Origin of the sequence: Vibrio intestinalis, assembly GCF_025195085.2 — a bacterium.
In the GTDB taxonomy this organism is placed as follows: Bacteria; Pseudomonadota; Gammaproteobacteria; order Enterobacterales; family Vibrionaceae; genus Vibrio; species Vibrio intestinalis.
The window spans coordinates 35,050-50,696 of record NZ_JANAVY020000011.1; the positions used below are offsets into that span (position 1 = coordinate 35,050).

Annotated in this window: 15 protein-coding genes; 12 read left to right on the plus strand and 3 right to left on the minus strand. The window is 45.6% G+C overall.

The window, feature by feature from the left end; translation table 11 throughout:
* Positions 1-22 precede the first annotated feature (22 nt).
* Positions 23-439 (plus strand): GNAT family N-acetyltransferase, encoded by a 417-nt coding sequence (locus MU515_RS14105; RefSeq protein ID WP_260261058.1) that lies wholly within the window; start codon positions 23-25, stop codon positions 437-439.
* Positions 440-494: 55 nt separating this feature from the next.
* On the opposite strand, the gene MU515_RS14110 is transcribed toward MU515_RS14105, so the two are convergent.
* Positions 495-2,198, minus strand: coding sequence for a phospho-sugar mutase (locus tag MU515_RS14110; protein WP_260261059.1), 1,704 nt, complete (start codon positions 2,196-2,198; stop codon positions 495-497).
* A 394-nt stretch (positions 2,199-2,592) separates the two neighbouring features.
* On the opposite strand from MU515_RS14110, the gene coxB reads away from it, so the two are divergent.
* Genes coxB through MU515_RS14130 form a run of 4 tightly spaced genes read left to right on the plus strand, consistent with a single transcriptional unit; the run spans position 2,593 to position 6,880 of the window.
* A complete protein-coding gene (gene coxB, locus MU515_RS14115) occupies positions 2,593-3,720 on the plus strand; it encodes a cytochrome c oxidase subunit II (protein WP_432816152.1) in 1,128 nt (375 codons plus the stop codon).
* A 14-nt stretch (positions 3,721-3,734) separates the two neighbouring features.
* The gene (ctaD, locus tag MU515_RS14120) at positions 3,735-5,378 is read left to right on the plus strand and encodes a cytochrome c oxidase subunit I (RefSeq protein WP_260261060.1); all 1,644 of its coding nucleotides are present in this window, start codon (positions 3,735-3,737) and stop codon (positions 5,376-5,378) included.
* A 12-nt stretch (positions 5,379-5,390) separates the two neighbouring features.
* Positions 5,391-5,999 (plus strand): cytochrome c oxidase assembly protein, encoded by a 609-nt coding sequence (locus MU515_RS14125; protein WP_260261061.1) that lies wholly within the window; start codon positions 5,391-5,393, stop codon positions 5,997-5,999.
* Positions 5,996-6,880, plus strand: coding sequence for a cytochrome c oxidase subunit 3 (locus MU515_RS14130; RefSeq protein ID WP_260261062.1), 885 nt, complete (start codon positions 5,996-5,998; stop codon positions 6,878-6,880). The genes MU515_RS14125 and MU515_RS14130 overlap by 4 nt, the downstream gene beginning before the upstream one ends.
* Before the next feature lie 2 nt (positions 6,881-6,882).
* Here MU515_RS14130 and MU515_RS14135 read toward each other — a convergent pair whose 3' ends face one another.
* Positions 6,883-7,116, minus strand: a complete 234-nt coding sequence (locus MU515_RS14135) for a DUF2909 domain-containing protein (RefSeq protein WP_260261063.1) — start codon at positions 7,114-7,116, stop codon at positions 6,883-6,885.
* On the opposite strand from MU515_RS14135, the gene MU515_RS14140 reads away from it, so the two are divergent.
* From MU515_RS14140 to MU515_RS14170, 7 genes are all read left to right on the plus strand, one after another.
* Positions 7,115-7,861, plus strand: coding sequence for an SURF1 family protein (locus MU515_RS14140; protein WP_349775466.1), 747 nt, complete (start codon positions 7,115-7,117; stop codon positions 7,859-7,861). The genes MU515_RS14135 and MU515_RS14140 overlap by 2 nt on opposite strands.
* A gap of 22 nt (positions 7,862-7,883) precedes the next feature.
* The gene (locus MU515_RS14145) at positions 7,884-8,426 is read left to right on the plus strand and encodes a redox-active disulfide-containing membrane protein (RefSeq protein ID WP_260261065.1); all 543 of its coding nucleotides are present in this window, start codon (positions 7,884-7,886) and stop codon (positions 8,424-8,426) included.
* A gap of 8 nt (positions 8,427-8,434) precedes the next feature.
* On the plus strand, positions 8,435-9,466 hold the full coding sequence (locus MU515_RS14150) for a COX15/CtaA family protein (RefSeq protein ID WP_260261066.1): 1,032 nt from the start codon (positions 8,435-8,437) through the stop codon (positions 9,464-9,466).
* Positions 9,459-10,358 carry a heme o synthase gene (gene cyoE / locus MU515_RS14155; RefSeq protein ID WP_260261067.1) on the plus strand — a complete coding sequence of 300 codons (900 nt, stop codon included), beginning with the start codon at positions 9,459-9,461 and terminating at the stop codon, positions 10,356-10,358. Before MU515_RS14150 ends, cyoE begins: the two co-directional genes overlap by 8 nt.
* 136 nt (positions 10,359-10,494) lie before the next feature.
* Positions 10,495-10,896, plus strand: coding sequence for a VanZ family protein (locus MU515_RS14160; RefSeq protein ID WP_490723102.1), 402 nt, complete (start codon positions 10,495-10,497; stop codon positions 10,894-10,896).
* A gap of 433 nt (positions 10,897-11,329) precedes the next feature.
* Positions 11,330-12,382 carry a 3-deoxy-7-phosphoheptulonate synthase AroG gene (gene aroG, locus MU515_RS14165; RefSeq protein WP_260261069.1) on the plus strand — a complete coding sequence of 351 codons (1,053 nt, stop codon included), beginning with the start codon at positions 11,330-11,332 and terminating at the stop codon, positions 12,380-12,382.
* Positions 12,383-12,804: 422 nt separating this feature from the next.
* Entirely contained in the window at positions 12,805-13,713 is a 909-nt protein-coding gene (locus MU515_RS14170; protein ID WP_260261070.1) for an aldo/keto reductase, read from the plus strand.
* Between the two features lie 66 nt (positions 13,714-13,779).
* Here MU515_RS14170 and MU515_RS14175 read toward each other — a convergent pair whose 3' ends face one another.
* Entirely contained in the window at positions 13,780-15,321 is a 1,542-nt protein-coding gene (locus MU515_RS14175) for an EAL domain-containing protein (protein ID WP_260261071.1), read from the minus strand.
* Positions 15,322-15,647: the final 326 nt, after the last annotated feature.

Consider the following 15,647-nt stretch of genomic DNA (forward strand, 5'->3'; position numbering starts at 1 on the left):
TTTTATAACAGGGAGTTGTAGTATGAAAATTGAGTTTCTCGTCAATCCAGACGATAGCGTAAAGCAAGATATATTAGCGGGGCTTCGCCGTTACAATTTGCAGTTCTTTCCTCATGAAAATAGCGACTACATTGCTTGTGTAGCAAGCAACGAACAAGGCGAATTTTGTGGTGGTTTATTTGGCGAGGTGTATACCAATACTCTGTTTGTTGAGTACTTGTGGGTGGATGATTCTAAGCGCAGTGCAGGGCTTGGCAGTCAGCTTGTTAAGTTGGCTGAAGAGAAAGTAAAAGCAATGGGCGCGACGCATGCCTATTTAGACACTTTTAGCTTTCAAGCGCGTGAGTTTTATCTTAAACAAGGCTTTGAAGAAGTGGGCCGATTTAGCGGATTTCCAATGGAAGGGGTCGATAAGATCTTTTTGCAAAAGAAGCTTTAGTTCATCGTTTGATATAAAAATGGGTATGACACTGTCATACCCATTTTTGTTTCGATTAAATCATGTGCTGGTGTTCGGCGATTAGCATATCCATAGCCAACTGCGCTTTATCTTGCGCCTCGGCAAAGCTCTCATCTGCGGCAAAACCTTCCACCACCTCGTAGTAGCATTTCAGTTTTGGCTCAGTACCGGAAGGGCGAACCACGACGCGCGCTCCGCCGGCTAGGTGATAGATCAATACATCACTGGCGGGTAAGTCGATAGTTTGAGTCGTACCATCAGCCATCAAACGTTGCTGCACTTTGAAATCTTCAATCACCTCTACATTGCGCCCGGCAATTGCTTTCGGTGGATCGGCTCGTAACTTATCACCGACTGGTGGCGAGTTAGGTGCAAGGGCAATACTACGCTGAGCATTAATATACATACCGTGTTGACGATATAGTGCTTCTAGCTGATCCCAAATGGTTTTACCTTGGCTGTAAAGCTCTGCGGCAAGTTGTGAAAATGCAACCAATGCGGATAGACCATCTTTATCCCACACCTTGTTACCGACGGTGTAACCGAGCGCTTCTTCGTAGGCGAATAGGAACTGGCTATCGTCGCTCTGCTTTTGCATAGCCACGTTGGTTAGCCATTTAAAACCGGTTAGCGTTTGGTAGTATTCAGCACCGTGAGCATTGGCAATTTTGTTAAGCAAACTGGAAGAGACGATAGTGTTACCGATCAGCTGTTTGCTTGCGTCCGTTTGGGTGAGTAAGTAGTGGCCAAACAAACAACCTACTTGATCACCTGTTAGCATTTGGTATTCGCCATCCGGTTTTTGTACCGCGACTGCAAAGCGGTCAGCGTCTGGATCATTAGCACACGCGAGCTGAGCACCATGCTGTTTTGCCAGCGCAATAACCATATCCATCGCCCCAGCTTCTTCTGGGTTAGGGAAGTTAACCGTTGGGAATGTACCGTCTGGCTCACGCTGCTCTTTTACACTGTAAACTTGAGTGAAGCCCGCATCAGCCAATAGAGTTTCCGCCATACGTGCACCGACGCCATGCATAGCGGTGTAGGCAACGCCGATAGAGCTAGGGTCAGTGTTGTTTTGTAGCAATGCGTTGCTATTCATTGTGGCGCGATACGTTTGGTAGTAATCGCCTTCTAACCACACCAGATGGCCTTGCTGCTCAGCTTGATCCAGCGGCAATAAGTTAAGATCTTCGTTAGCAGCGACATCGATTTGTGACGCGATACCTGAGTCATGTGGCGGAATGATTTGCGCGCCATTATCCCAGTACACTTTAAAGCCGTTGTACTCAGGTGGGTTATGACTTGCCGTAACAACCACCGCCGCCGCTGCGTTGAAGTGTCGAACGCCAAACGCCACGATTGGGGTTGCTGCCACATCGTGCGTTAAATAAACCTTGATGCCTTGCGCGGTCAGTACAGAGGCCGTGTCGTGAGCGAACTGTTTTGAATCAGGACGGCCATCATAGCCAATCACCACGCCGCGTTGTTTAGCGTCGGAAAACTGTGATTGTAGGTAATAACCTAGGCCTGTTGCAGTTTGCTGGATCACCAAGCGATTCATGCGGTTAGGTCCTGCACCAACTTTACCGCGCAGCCCCGCAGTACCAAATTCTAAACGCGAGCGAAAACGATCCGCGAGTTCTTCGGTTTGCTGCTCGGCAATAAGTCTTTGTAGTTCTTCACGTGTGCGTGGGTCTGGGTCTTGTGTCAGCCACTGATTGTATTGTTCTGTCATCGTGATTACCTTTCGTTGGTGCTCTTATATTGATGTTGTATTCGAATCGTAATTGATATTGCTTATCATTTACGAGAGCGCAATCGCTAAACCATTTTGTCATTGCACTTTCTTGCACAATTTAAAAACGCTAACTAGCCTTTATTAACATAACTATAACAAATCGCGTCGGTTTTAGGAGTGACCCAATCTCGCCGTTTCTAATTCGGGTCTGCTAAATATGTATCGCACTGGAATGCACACTACTCACAGTATGGAACATTGGAAGAGTAATGGGTGTTCGTTGCAAAGTGATTGAGCCCTTAGTTTTGGCAGTGAGTTTCAACGAGAAATTTACTTGCAGAGACAGAGGAGAGGTCTTTTGAAAAGAATACCAATAGCACCTTGGTTAGCATTGGAAGCGCTGATCTTGGTCTGGGCAACATCTGCCTCAGCGAAAGAGCAGCCTTTGAATATGACACAAGGCGTGACTCAAATAAGTGGAGAGGTGTATGAGCTGCACATGCTCATCTTCTATATCTGCTGCGCTATTGCACTTCTGGTGTTTGGCGCGATGTTCTATTCCATTTTCCGTCACCGAAAATCTAAAGGCGCGGTCGCTGCTCACTTTCATGAAAGCACTAAAGTCGAAGTTATCTGGACTGTCATTCCAATCATCATCTTAATTGCCATGGCGATACCCGCGACAAAAACGCTGATCGCGATGGAAGATACGTCCCAATCTGATATCACAATTAAAGTGACAGGCTCACAGTGGAAATGGCATTACAGTTATTTCGATCAAGGGGTAGAGTTTTTTAGCTTACTTGCTACTAGCCAAAAGCAAATTGATGGCCTTGAGGCCAAAGGTGCTCATTACTTGTTGGAAGTTGATCAACCTCTAGTGCTGCCAATCAACAAGAAAATCCGCTTTCTTTTGACCTCCGATGATGTGATTCACTCATGGTGGGTGCCTGATTTTGCGGTGAAAAAAGACACCATCCCCGGATTTATTAATGAAGCGTGGACAAAAATCGATAAGCCGGGCGTGTATCGCGGCCAATGTGCTGAGCTGTGCGGTAAAGCCCATGGCTTTATGCCGATTGTGGTGCATGCGATGGAGCAAGATGATTATCAAGCTTGGCTAGCAACCAAGAAGCAAGAAATGGAGCTAGCTAAACAGCAAGCACAGGCTGCGTTATCAAGCGAAATGAGTTTGGAAGAGTTAGTGGCGGTGGGCGAGAAGGTCTATCTAGAGCGATGCGCTGTGTGTCACCAAGCCAACGGCGCAGGTATTGCGGGAGCTTTCCCTGCGATTACGGGCAGTAAAGTGGCGACGGGCGATATCGATACCCACATCGACACCATAGTGAATGGCCGCGCAGGCACCGCGATGCAAGCATTCTCAAATCAATTAACCGATACCGAGATCGCTGCTGTGATTACTTATCAGCGCAACGGGTTAGGCAACGACACGGGGGAAGTCATTCAAGCTTCTGACATTCATTCATTTAAAAACCGCGCCGCAGAGCAAGGCCAATAGGCAGGAGCAAATCGATGAGCAAATTGGATGACAAACAGCAAAAATCTTCTCCTGCCACTGATGCGGAAATGGCTCACGCTAGCAGTTCCACTGCGGTAGAAGATTCACATGACCATCACGCTCCGAAAGGCATCGCGCGTTGGATTTACTCGACCAATCATAAAGATATAGGCACGCTTTATCTCTGGTTTAGCTTCATCATGTTTTTAACCGGTGGGGCGATGGCGATGGTTATTCGAGCGGAGTTATTCCAACCAGGATTACAGCTTGTTGAGCCGCAGTTTTTTAATCAAATGACCACGGTCCATGGCTTAATCATGGTGTTTGGCGCGGTAATGCCTGCCTTTACAGGCTTAGCCAACTGGATGATCCCAATGATGATTGGTGCGCCAGATATGGCCTTGCCACGGATGAACAACCTTAGCTTTTGGATTCTACCGTTTGCCTTCGCCATTTTGCTTGCTTCTTTGTTTACCGAGGGAGGCGGGCCTGATTTTGGCTGGACTTTCTACGCGCCACTTTCTACGACTTATGGGCCGGACAGTACCGCACTATTTGTATTTTCGGTTCACATTATGGGGATCAGCTCGATCATGGGCGCGATCAACGTCATCGTGACCATCGTCAATATGCGTGCGCCGGGTATGACTTGGTTCAAAATGCCGATGTTCGTTTGGACATGGCTGATTACCGCATTCCTACTCATCGCCGTAATGCCGGTGCTGGCGGGCGCCGTGACCATGGTATTAACGGATAAATACTTTGGTACCTCGTTCTTTGATGCCGCAGGCGGCGGTGACCCCGTGATGTTCCAGCACATCTTCTGGTTCTTCGGTCATCCGGAAGTGTACATCATGATTTTGCCATCATTCGGTATTATTTCGGCGATTTTACCAGCATTTAGCGGCAAAAAACTCTTTGGTTACCACTCGATGGTTTATGCCACGTGCAGCATCGCCTTACTCTCTTTCTTAGTATGGGCACACCACATGTTCACCACTGGGATGCCAGTTTTCGCCGAACTCTTCTTTATGTATTGCACCATGTTGATTGCGGTGCCAACTGGGGTGAAAGTCTTTAATTGGGTGGCGACCATGTGGCGCGGCGCAATGACATTTGAGACGCCAATGCTGTTCGCGATTGCATTTATCGTCCTGTTTACCATCGGTGGCTTCTCTGGCTTGATGTTGGCGATTGTGCCTGCGGATTTCCAATACCACGATACCTATTTTGTGGTGGCGCATTTCCATTACGTCTTAGTCTCTGGTGCGGTGTTCTCGATTATGGCCGCAGCCTATTATTGGCTACCGAAATGGACCGGTAATATGTATGACCACAGGCTGAGTTTGTGGCATTTCTGGTGCTCGGTGATCTCGGTAAACGTGCTCTTCTTCCCGATGCACTTCTTAGGTTTGGCGGGCATGCCAAGGCGTATCCCCGACTATGCGATTCAGTTTGCGGATGTAAATCAAATTGTCTCGATTGGCGGCTTCGCGTTTGGCTTATCGCAATTGATTTTCTTGTGGTTGGTGATCAAATGTATTCGCGGCGGTGAAAAAGCGTCTGCGAAACCGTGGGAAAGAGCCGAAGGGCTTGAGTGGACTGTGCCAAGTCCTGCGCCACACCATACGTTTTCGACCCCGCCTAAAGTTGATTAAAGAGGTGAGCTGATGTCTGATAATCACCAAGCCAAATCCAATCAAAAGCTAGTCGGTAAGCTAGTGCTTGCTACTGTGGCGATGTTTGGTTTTGGCTTTGCCTTAGTGCCGATCTACGACATTATGTGCGATGCGCTGGGCATCAACGGCAAGACAAAATCAGAGGCGGTAGCCCAGCCATTGTCGATGCAAGTGGATACGTCTCGCTCAATCAAAGTGCAGTTTATTGCTCACCCTAATCCGTCTATGCCTTGGGCTTTTACCCCAAAAGTAACGTCAATGAATGTTCACCCAGGTGAGGTGATTGAAACGGCGTATATCGCGTTTAATAGAGCCGATGAAACCATCATTGGCCAAGCGGTGCCATCTGTAGCGCCGGGGGTAGGGGCAAGTTATTTCAATAAGGTTGAGTGCTTTTGTTTTAACAAGCAGCCTTTAAGCGCGAAAGAAAAAGTGGAAATGCCGCTGATATTTTTCATTGAGCCATCCATTCCTGACAGCATTCACACCTTAACGCTTTCTTACACCTTATATGACATCACTACAGAAACCGTTGAAGTGGCGCGTTTAGCCGAAGTGATTAACCCGCCAAGTGCGAGTAAACAAGGAGGAACGCAATGAGTTCCAAGCATCAATCATATTACGTACCTGCTCAAAGTAGTTGGCCCATTGTCGGCGCTGTGGCGTTGTTTCTGATTGCTGTCGGCGCTGGTTTAACGGTGCAGAACATGGCTGAAGGTGGGGACAATAGCGTGTTCGCCATGGTGATTTTGACTGCGGGATTCTTGTTTTTACTCTATATGTTTGCCGGATGGTTTAGCAATGTCGTTACGGAATCGATGAGTGGCCTTTATTCAGATCAAATCGCTCGTTCATTTCGCCAAGGAATGAGTTGGTTCATCTTCTCGGAAGTAATGTTCTTTGGTGCGTTCTTTGGCGCGCTGTTCTATGCACGAATCATCTCTGTGCCTTGGCTTGGTGGTGCCAGTAATAACTTTATGACTCATGAAGTGTTGTGGCCCGCATTTGAAGCGATTTGGCCGCTCACAACTGCGCCCGATGGTACGCAAACTACTGCGATGGGGTGGCAAGGCATTCCACTAAAGAACACCATTTTGCTGCTGCTCTCTTCGATTACTTTGCACATGGCGCACATCAGTTTAGAGCAGAATAAACGCATGGCATTGATTGTGTGGCTTGAGCTGACCATAGTGCTGGCCGGCTTTTTCTTGTATTACCAAGGGGTTGAATACGCACATGCCTACCAAGATCTAGGCTTAACGTTGCAGTCGGGTATTTATGGCAACACTTTCTTTATGCTGACGGGATTTCACGGTTTGCACGTCTGTCTCGGGACTATTTTCTTGATTGTGTTGCTCGGGCGTATTGCCAAAGACCATTTTACCCCGAAAGACCATTTTGCTTTCCAAGCGGGGAGTTGGTACTGGCACTTTGTTGATGTGGTTTGGTTGTGTCTGTTTGTATTTGTGTATGTCTTATGAGGTCAGTAAGGGCGGGCGTTGGGTTCAATAAATCCGCTAAGTAATGCGGCAATTAGAAGCACGACTGCTAGAGCTGAAAGGATCACACGTCGGCCAAGGAAGTGGCTCATAGGTTGTTGGGTTTCGCCTTGAGAATCGTTAGTGGGGCCTTTGACCATTTCAAACAGAGCTTTGGCAAGGTTGATAACAATGAAAAGCAGCAGCAAAACTAGCAGCAGTTTGAAAATGAATACCATGACAGCGGGCCTCTTGGTTTTGGTTAAGCAGCCGAAATTTTGGCTGGCGGTGTTATTAACTGTGGTTGCGATTTCAATATTGGTCAACTTGGGTCTGTGGCAACTATCAAGAGCAGCAATGAAGCAACAAATGCAAGCTCAATTAACTGCCTCTAGCCAGCAACAGCTACAAGGTTTATCTGAGGTTGGTCAATTTCAAAGCAGTGCGATTACGGGAATAAGCGTTGAAGTCTCGTTAACTCCGCAGCCTCGTTATCTGTTGCTTGATAACCAAATATTTGAAGGGCAAGTAGGCTATTTGGCTTATCAACTGATGCAAGAGGGGCAATCGCGGTTGGTACTGCTTGAGTTGGGTTTTATCCCTGCGCCTAGATTAAGGAATGAGTTACCTTCAGTTGCGTGGTTAACCGAGCCGTATCAGGGCGTTGCTCGATTATATAAGCGCTCTGATAACCCATTGAGTTCTGAGTTGATGGCGGAAGAGATGCGAAGTTCGGACGTGGACGTGCTGCGAGTGCAAAACTTGAATTACCAACAGCTGTCGCAGCGATGGGGTGTGGAATTGGAGCCGCATGCGGTTCAACCGATGGGTGATTCATGGCCTTATGCCCAGCCATGGCAACCCATTCCTATGTCGGCTGAGAAACATCAAGGGTACGCGTTTCAGTGGTTTGCCATGGCATTGGCGTTATTCTTCTTAAGTATGTGGTGGTTAGTTAGGGCAATTGGTCAGATGAAAAACTAACTTATAAAGCAAAGGAGTGCTTATGATTCATCCCATTTATCGTGGTCGTATCATTCTCGTTGGCCTTGTTGTGCTATTTGCACTTCCGGCCATTGCTGCAAAAGTGATTCTTTCCCAACACTGGTATCAATCAGGCGTGACCAATAAAGGTGAGTTGATTGAGCCAACCCTATACTTTTCATCCTTTGGTGACGAAAACCCCTATCAGTCGCAGAGCTGGCAACTTGCTTATGTTGTTCCTGCTGAGTGTGATGCCCTGTGTGAGCAGCGGATCCATCTATTAGCCCAAAGCCACTTAGCGCTAGGTAAATATCAGCAGCGTGTGACGCCAGTGCTTTTAATCAGCGAAGCCAGCGATCAAACCGCGTTGCAGCAATCCCAGTTTTCCACTTTAAACATCAGCTCACAGCTTGCTGACAAGGTGAAAGGTTTTGAGTATGTCATCGTCGACCCTTTAGGCCAGTTAGTGATGGGTTATCAACTGTCGAGTGACGATCTTGTCGAGCAAAGTAAAGGCTTACTGGCCGATTTGCGTAAGTTACTCAAGCTGTCTCGGGTTGGTTAGGAGGGCGTATGCTAGTCAGACTATTGCAAGTAAGCTTGGCGCTCACGTTTATGGTGATTCTTCTAGGTGCGTATACTCGCTTAGCCGATGCGGGCTTAGGTTGCCCTGATTGGCCGGGGTGTTATGGCCAACTGCTCGTACCCACTGAAGCTGATGAGCTAAAACGTGCGAGTGAGTTATACCCTAATCTAACTGTGGAAGCAGATAAAGCGTGGCTTGAGATGATTCACCGCTATATGGCAGGGATATTGGGTTTATTGGTGTATGGGATCAGCTACTTAGCCATTCAAACCCGTCAGGGCGGTTGGGTTTTACCAATAGGCATCTCTTTGGTTGTTGTGGCTCAAGCGGCTTTAGGCATGTTCACTGTAACCATGATGCTGATGCCTGTGGTTGTAATGGGGCATTTATTGGGCGGGTTCACGCTGTTTTCAATGCTTTCGATGCTGTACTGGCGAGTTACTTCTCCAACGCGAGTGCTGGAGCAATCGAGCGGCAATAGCGCCCTTAAGTTGGTCTCTTTTACCAGTTTGATTGTGGTTGTTGGGCAAGTGGCGCTTGGCGGTTGGACCTCTTCAAATTATGCGGCTTTGATGTGTACCGAGCTGCCAATTTGTCAGGGTGGATGGCAATCGCATTTAGATTTTGAGACCGCTTTTCAACTGATTCAGCCTCCGCAAGAGAGCTATGAGTTCGGTACTTTGGATTATGGCGCGCGAATGACGATACACGTTGCGCATCGATTTGGTGCCGGTTTGGTGACTGTGATGTGCTTGCTGCTCGCAACAATACTGTGGCGACAAAGCCAAGCGCAGTATCAGAGACAGGCATGGTGTCTAATCGCCTTGTTGTTACTGCAACTAGCTCTTGGCGTGAGTAATGTTTTGTTTAGCTTACCGATTACCGTGGCTGTGGCTCATAACTTGGGGGCAGCTCTATTGCTGATAAACGTTCTGCACATCAACTATCTTGCTTGGCAGAGCGTGAGTTTACGCTCGGGGGCTTCGTTGGCCATTTATAAGGAATCACATTATGAATAAAACTGTCAGCGAAGCATGGCAAAGTAGTCGTATACCTTGGCGAGCATATTTAACTCTGACTAAGCCTAAAGTGGTGGCGCTCATGCTGCTAACCGCTCTGGTCGGAATGTGTCTCGCGGTGGATGGCGCATTACCCTTACAGCAGAGTGTGGTCGGTTTGTTTGGTATAGGGCTGATGGCGGGTTCAGCCGCTGCGATGAATCATCTTATCGACCGAAAAATCGATGCCATGATGGTTCGCACCTATCGTCGCCCTCTACCGTCAGGAGAGATAAACCCAGTTAGGGTGTTGTTGTTTGCTTTGGTGATTGGCCTAATTGGCTTTGTGGCACTTTATAGCTTGGTGAATGCACTGACCGCTTGGTTAACCTTGGCAAGCTTGGTGGGTTACGCCGTTATCTACACGATGTATTTAAAACGGGCAACACCGCAAAACATCGTGATAGCAGGTATCGCCGGAGCCATGCCCCCGTTACTCGGTTGGACAGCGGTGACGGGAGAGTTACATGCTCACGCTTGGTTATTGGTGATGATCATTTTCATCTGGACGCCTCCGCATTTTTGGGCGTTGGCGATACATCGTAAAAATGATTACGCCAAAGCCAATATCCCAATGCTGCCAGTGACTCATGGCGAGGAATACACCAAGACTTCGATATTGCTCTACACCATGCTACTCGCTGTGGTGTGCATTATGCCTGCTTTGGTCGGGATGAGTGGCAGCATATATTGGATTGGTTCGGTGATATTGAGTCTTGGCTTTATTGCGCACGCATGGAAACTCAAGTATCAGCCACATGAGAGATCGGCCATCAACACCTTTAAATACTCCATTTATCAGTTAATGCTGTTATTCCTTTTGTTACTGGCTGATCATTATTGGCTATATTAAGCCGCGCAGTATGCACTCAAGTGATTGATTAAAATTGGGAGATTTTATAGTTGGCGATCTTTTCAGCAGCTCGCTAAGCAAGTATGCTGTTGCTCCTACATTCCCTCGTTAGCAGACATTCTCTATCACAACCATCATGCATTCACTTAGCTTATACATTAACCGCCGCGTTATTTTGCCGTTTAGTTTAGTAGTACTCGGTGGGCTTGCATCGATGGCCAAGACATTCAATGTGCATGGTCAATCGATACGACAGCTTGAAGTGATGATGGGTGGCGATGCGGTTCTTCACGCGATCATCGCGGTTTCGTTGGGCCTTACTGCTTGCTGGGCGACCCCAAAATACTTTTATCGTCATCGTTGGTTTAAGCTGCCACCGCTACTTATCATGATGCTTTTGCTTGTCAGTGGTGATGAGCTGCTGCAAGCGGTGATGCCAAGACGAGAATTCTCTTGGGTGGATTTAGCCATCAATCTATCAGGCATTTTTATTGGTGCAATCGCTTATCGAATAGCCATCAAGCGCGGTGGTTTTTAGCCAAAATTCAATGTTTGTGATTGTGGGTAATCAATAGCTAACAGCCGCATTTTGTGATTTATCTCTACTCAGTTGAGCATCTTCACTGCTTTGATTTTTGTCGTCGTACGATTTTATACTCTTGCCAGAACAATGTTCTAAACTTATCTGCTATAGGATGGCTCATGGTCTGCCTGTCTCTAATGTTATGTTTTTACTGGCTTTTAATTTCTTTTAGACCAAGTTTGGTGTGTCAAAATTAACTGTAATCATTTCTTTACGTTATGTGTAAATTGTAAAGTCAGTAAAAATATTGCCTTTCATTTAAAAAAGTGGTTGCAAGTAGCGTTTTGGATAGATAAGTTACAAGGAACAGGAACAAATTAAGTCGAACAATAAATAAACAACCCAATGGATTAATGGTTCGGCAAAGTGATATAGGAAGAAGTAAGCGATGTTTCAAACTGATGATGTACGAATTAATAAAGTAAAAGAACTATTGCCGCCAGTGGCTGTTTTAGAGAAGTTTCCGGCAACTGAAACCGCTTCTTCAACAACGTTTCGCTCTCGTGAAGCGATCTCTAATATTTTAAAAGGTGATGATGACCGCCTATTGGTGATCATTGGCCCATGCTCAATTCACGATCCTGAAGCCGCGCTTGCTTACGGTAAAAAGTTAAAATCACTGCGAGATGAGTTAGACGGCGAGTTAGAAGTGGTTATGCGCGTGTACTTTGAAAAGCCGCGTACTACAGTCGGCTGGAAAGGTTTGATTAACGACCCGTACCTTAACGACACGTTTAAAATTAACGACGGTTTGAGAATTGGTCGTAAGCTGCTGCTTGATCTGACCGACATGGGTATGCCAACAGCAAGTGAGTTCTTGGATATGATCACGCCTCAGTACGTAGCGGATCTAATTAGTTGGGGCGCGATTGGTGCACGTACGACTGAGTCTCAAGTTCACCGTGAACTGGCATCTGGCTTATCTTGTCCGGTGGGTTTTAAAAACGGCACGGATGGTAACATCAAGATTGCTTCCGATGCGATTCGCTCAGCGAGTGCTTCACACCATTTCTTATCAGTGACTAAATACGGTCACTCTGCGATTGTAGAGACGGGCGGTAACCCAGATTGTCATATCATTCTACGTGGTGGTAAAGAGCCAAACTATAGTGCTGAGCACGTAAGCGCAGTGAAGCAAGAGCTTGAAGGTTCGGGCATTCCACAAAAAGTGATGGTCGACTTTAGTCACGCAAACAGCTCTAAACAATACCAACGACAAATGGTAGTCGCTGAAGATGTATCAGCGCAAATTGCCGCTGGTGAAGATGCGGTGTTTGGCGTGATGATTGAATCGCACCTTGTTGAAGGTCGTCAAGATTTGGTTGCAGGTGAGCAGCTGACTTACGGTCAATCAATCACAGATGCATGTATCGGCTGGGAAGACACTGAAACGGTATTGCGTCAATTAGCACAAGCGGTGAAGACGCGTCGCAACCGTTGATATACTTGACTCGATTTTACAAAGGCTCCTAGATGGAGCCTTTTTTATGCAATATATGCTAACAATTTGAATGTACGTTGTATTGTATAAATTTATACGGAGTGTTATTCTCTATCACGTAATGGTTCTCTGCGTAAAGGATTACGCATATTCAGGCTTTTTGTTTATCTTTGACTGTCGGGCATGAACGCCCGATTTTTTTTGCCTGTTTTTTATTCCCTGCCTCAATGACTTCCATCTCCTACACTTATCTATAGTTGATAAAGCGCGTTAACATGCTTGGATTTTATGCGCGAATTTATTTGCACCAACTGTGCTCACACGCTCACTTTTTCTGTTGAATTGGTGCCGTTGCGCAGACGGACATTGAGTAAATTATCAAACCAGAATAGTCTTGAGTGATAATTGTCAGGAGGTAAGACATGGTGTCGAAAGTAAACATTTCCCCAAAGGGACCAGAGCTCTCTGAGCTAGTACAAGGTTATTGGCGTACTGCCGAATGGGGTATGACTCCACAACAACGTTTATCTTTTCTTAAACAGCATATCGATCTGGGCGTCACCACGGTTGATCACGCTGATATTTATGGTAACTACGAATGTGAAAAGCTGTTTGGTGAAGCGCTTAAACTAGACAGCTCTGTACGCGATCAAATTGAAATCGTCACTAAGTGCGATATCAACTTGTGTGGTGATAAATTCCCACAGCGTAAAGTGAACCACTATGACACGAGTGCAAAACACATCTACGAGTCGGTTGATAATTCGCTATCTCGCCTTGGTGTAGACAACATTGATGTGCTATTGATTCATCGTCCTGATGTGTTGATGGACGCAGATGAAGTGGCTGGCGCATTCGCTGAGCTACATAAAGTCGGTAAAGTGAAGCACTTTGGTGTATCTAACTTTACGCCTAGTCAGTTTGAGTTGTTGAACTCACGTACTCATATGCCGCTAGTGACTAACCAAGTTGAAATTAACCCACTTAATTTTGAAGTGGCACACGATGGCACGTTAGATCTGCTACAGATGAAACGCATTCGTCCTATGGCGTGGTCTTGCCTTGGTGGCGGTAGCATCTTTACAGGTTCGACAGAGCAAGCAAAACGAGTATGTGATGAGCTAGAAGCGATTCGCGCGGAAGTAGGTGCAAACAGCATCGATGAAGTGATTTACGCTTGGGTACGTCGTCTACCTTCTAAGCCACTTGCAATTGTGGGCTCTGGTAAGATTGAGCGTGTTCAGTCAGCTGTGAATGCACTAGAAATCGAATTGACGCGCGAGCAGTGGTACCGAGTATGGGTTGCCTCTAAAGGTCACGGTGTGCCATAGAAAGCCCTTACGATAACGTATTTGCTACAGATACAAAAAGCCAACCGCGAGGTTGGCTTTTTCTGTTTAGGCGGTAACTAAGCATTCGGGTTCGCTACTACTTTGATTACTGTATTCAATCAAGGCTTCGGGAGTAATGGGCTGTGAGTAGTAAAAACCTTGTATGTAGCAAACGCCGAGCTTACGTAGTAATTCAATTTGTTGTTCAGTTTCCACCCCTTCCGCAATGACTTTCATTTTAAGCTCGTTGGCGAGGTGAATCATTGATGCCAAAACCGGAGTAATGGTGGAATCTGAATGCAGACTTTTAATGAAGACTTTATCGATTTTCATTACATGAAAAGGATGTAGACGAATAAAGTTCAAACCGGAATAACCAGTGCCAAAATCATCGATGGCTAACGAAAATCCCATCACTTTAATCATGTCTAAATGAGCAAGCGCGAGGTCGAGTTCGGTTTGGTCAAAATCAATATTTTCAGTGACTTCCAGTAAAATGCTTTGAATGTATTCAGGATGACGACGGGCAAAGCGTTTAAGGTAATCAATGAACTCGGCATTGATTAGCGAAGTACGGCTTAAGTTGATGCTAATATAGTGGTTTTCATGGTAGTGAGGGTGTTGCTTCAGAAACTTCACCACAGTAGAAAAGGTCTTTCTGGTGATAATGTCTATTACACCAAGCTTCTCCGCTAATGGAATGAAAATCTCGGGTGAAATTTTACCTTGAGCTGGGTGGTTCCAGCGAACCAAGGCTTCGCTTCCCACCACTTTATTGCTGTTGATGTCGATGATGGGTTGTAAGTAAAGCTCTATCTGATCGCTATCAATCGCGTTAAGTAAGGAATATTCAATCGATCTTTTTGCAAGCATCTGATATCTGAGCAATAAATAAAACAGCGAGACTAGAGAGGCGAATAATATTGTTTGCCAAATATGCTTGAAATAGTGGTATCGATAAGTGCCAGCAGTCGGCTGAATTTTAACCGTTAAAGGATATAAATTTGATTGAAAAATTCGTGTATCGTCATAGCGTAATGATTGTGGATTATCATCGGATAATAGGTGATCAATAATTTCAATTTGGTAGCGATATTGTCGTAAGTCTAAAAATGGTGCAATGATGCTCAATATCTTTTCTGGTGGAATTAGCGCATTAAGTCCGTGAAATTGATTCACTGACGTATATATAAAAAAAGTGGTGAGATTACTTTTTGATGTGCCTAATGAAATAGTGATGTTATTCGCGGCATGGTTAATACGTTGCATCGTATCTGATCCCAGCTCAATATGAGTTGAACCTTCGTTGCTGGTACAAGTCACGATACCTTGGTGGTAGACGCCCACCTCTTTAAGCAAATCAGAATGGAATACGTGCGCTCTAAGGGTCAGTTTGTCTTCGAGGTCGCAGTTCGGGCTAATCTGAGCGTCAATCTCTCTTAGCTGCTGAGCAATTTTTACAATATGCCGTTCTAGCATTTGAACCGATTTTTGCCCGTCACTCTTCAACTCTTGTTTGGTATGGTAGTAGTTGCCCAAGATCGAGAAAAAAAACACAAAAGCGAAAATGGCCACCACAGGTAGCAGGTTTGGCAGGTGAGTAAACATCTCACTAGTCAGTGTTCTAAATTGTCGGGTTTTTATCCTAGCCGATTTCATTAGCGATATTTTTTAAAGTATTTCATTTCACTATAAGTTTATTTTTGAAAAAGTTTATAATTTCATTTGTTTATTGGAATTCAGTCTCAAAAATGAACCGATGTGAATAGTCCTCGTCTCATATTTAAGAATTCAATTAAATAATACGAAAGTACTAGTTGAAGAGTTAATACAGTATGTCCTTCTATTAAAATATCATTTTTGCAAAATTAACTATACTTATTAATTAACGGTAATCGTCACTAAGTGAGTGTAATTTAATAGCATTTCTTCTC

What these genes read in the sequence shown, in the direction of transcription:
- MU515_RS14170 (WP_260261070.1), top strand. Translation starts at nt 12,805, where the DNA reads ATGGTGTCGAAAGTAAACATTTCCCCAAAGGGACCAGAGCTCTCTGAG.
- MU515_RS14135 (WP_260261063.1), bottom strand. Translation starts at nt 7,116, where the DNA reads ATGGTATTCATTTTCAAACTGCTGCTAGTTTTGCTGCTGCTTTTCATT.
- MU515_RS14130 (WP_260261062.1), top strand. Translation starts at nt 5,996, where the DNA reads ATGAGTTCCAAGCATCAATCATATTACGTACCTGCTCAAAGTAGTTGG.
- cyoE (WP_260261067.1), top strand. Translation starts at nt 9,459, where the DNA reads ATGAATAAAACTGTCAGCGAAGCATGGCAAAGTAGTCGTATACCTTGG.
- ctaD (WP_260261060.1), top strand. Translation starts at nt 3,735, where the DNA reads ATGAGCAAATTGGATGACAAACAGCAAAAATCTTCTCCTGCCACTGAT.
- MU515_RS14110 (WP_260261059.1), bottom strand. Translation starts at nt 2,198, where the DNA reads ATGACAGAACAATACAATCAGTGGCTGACACAAGACCCAGACCCACGC.
- MU515_RS14175 (WP_260261071.1), bottom strand. Translation starts at nt 15,321, where the DNA reads ATGTTTACTCACCTGCCAAACCTGCTACCTGTGGTGGCCATTTTCGCT.
- MU515_RS14140 (WP_349775466.1), top strand. Translation starts at nt 7,115, where the DNA reads ATGACAGCGGGCCTCTTGGTTTTGGTTAAGCAGCCGAAATTTTGGCTG.
- MU515_RS14125 (WP_260261061.1), top strand. Translation starts at nt 5,391, where the DNA reads ATGTCTGATAATCACCAAGCCAAATCCAATCAAAAGCTAGTCGGTAAG.
- MU515_RS14160 (WP_490723102.1), top strand. Translation starts at nt 10,495, where the DNA reads ATGCATTCACTTAGCTTATACATTAACCGCCGCGTTATTTTGCCGTTT.
- MU515_RS14105 (WP_260261058.1), top strand. Translation starts at nt 23, where the DNA reads ATGAAAATTGAGTTTCTCGTCAATCCAGACGATAGCGTAAAGCAAGAT.
- MU515_RS14150 (WP_260261066.1), top strand. Translation starts at nt 8,435, where the DNA reads ATGCTAGTCAGACTATTGCAAGTAAGCTTGGCGCTCACGTTTATGGTG.
- aroG (WP_260261069.1), top strand. Translation starts at nt 11,330, where the DNA reads ATGTTTCAAACTGATGATGTACGAATTAATAAAGTAAAAGAACTATTG.
- MU515_RS14145 (WP_260261065.1), top strand. Translation starts at nt 7,884, where the DNA reads ATGATTCATCCCATTTATCGTGGTCGTATCATTCTCGTTGGCCTTGTT.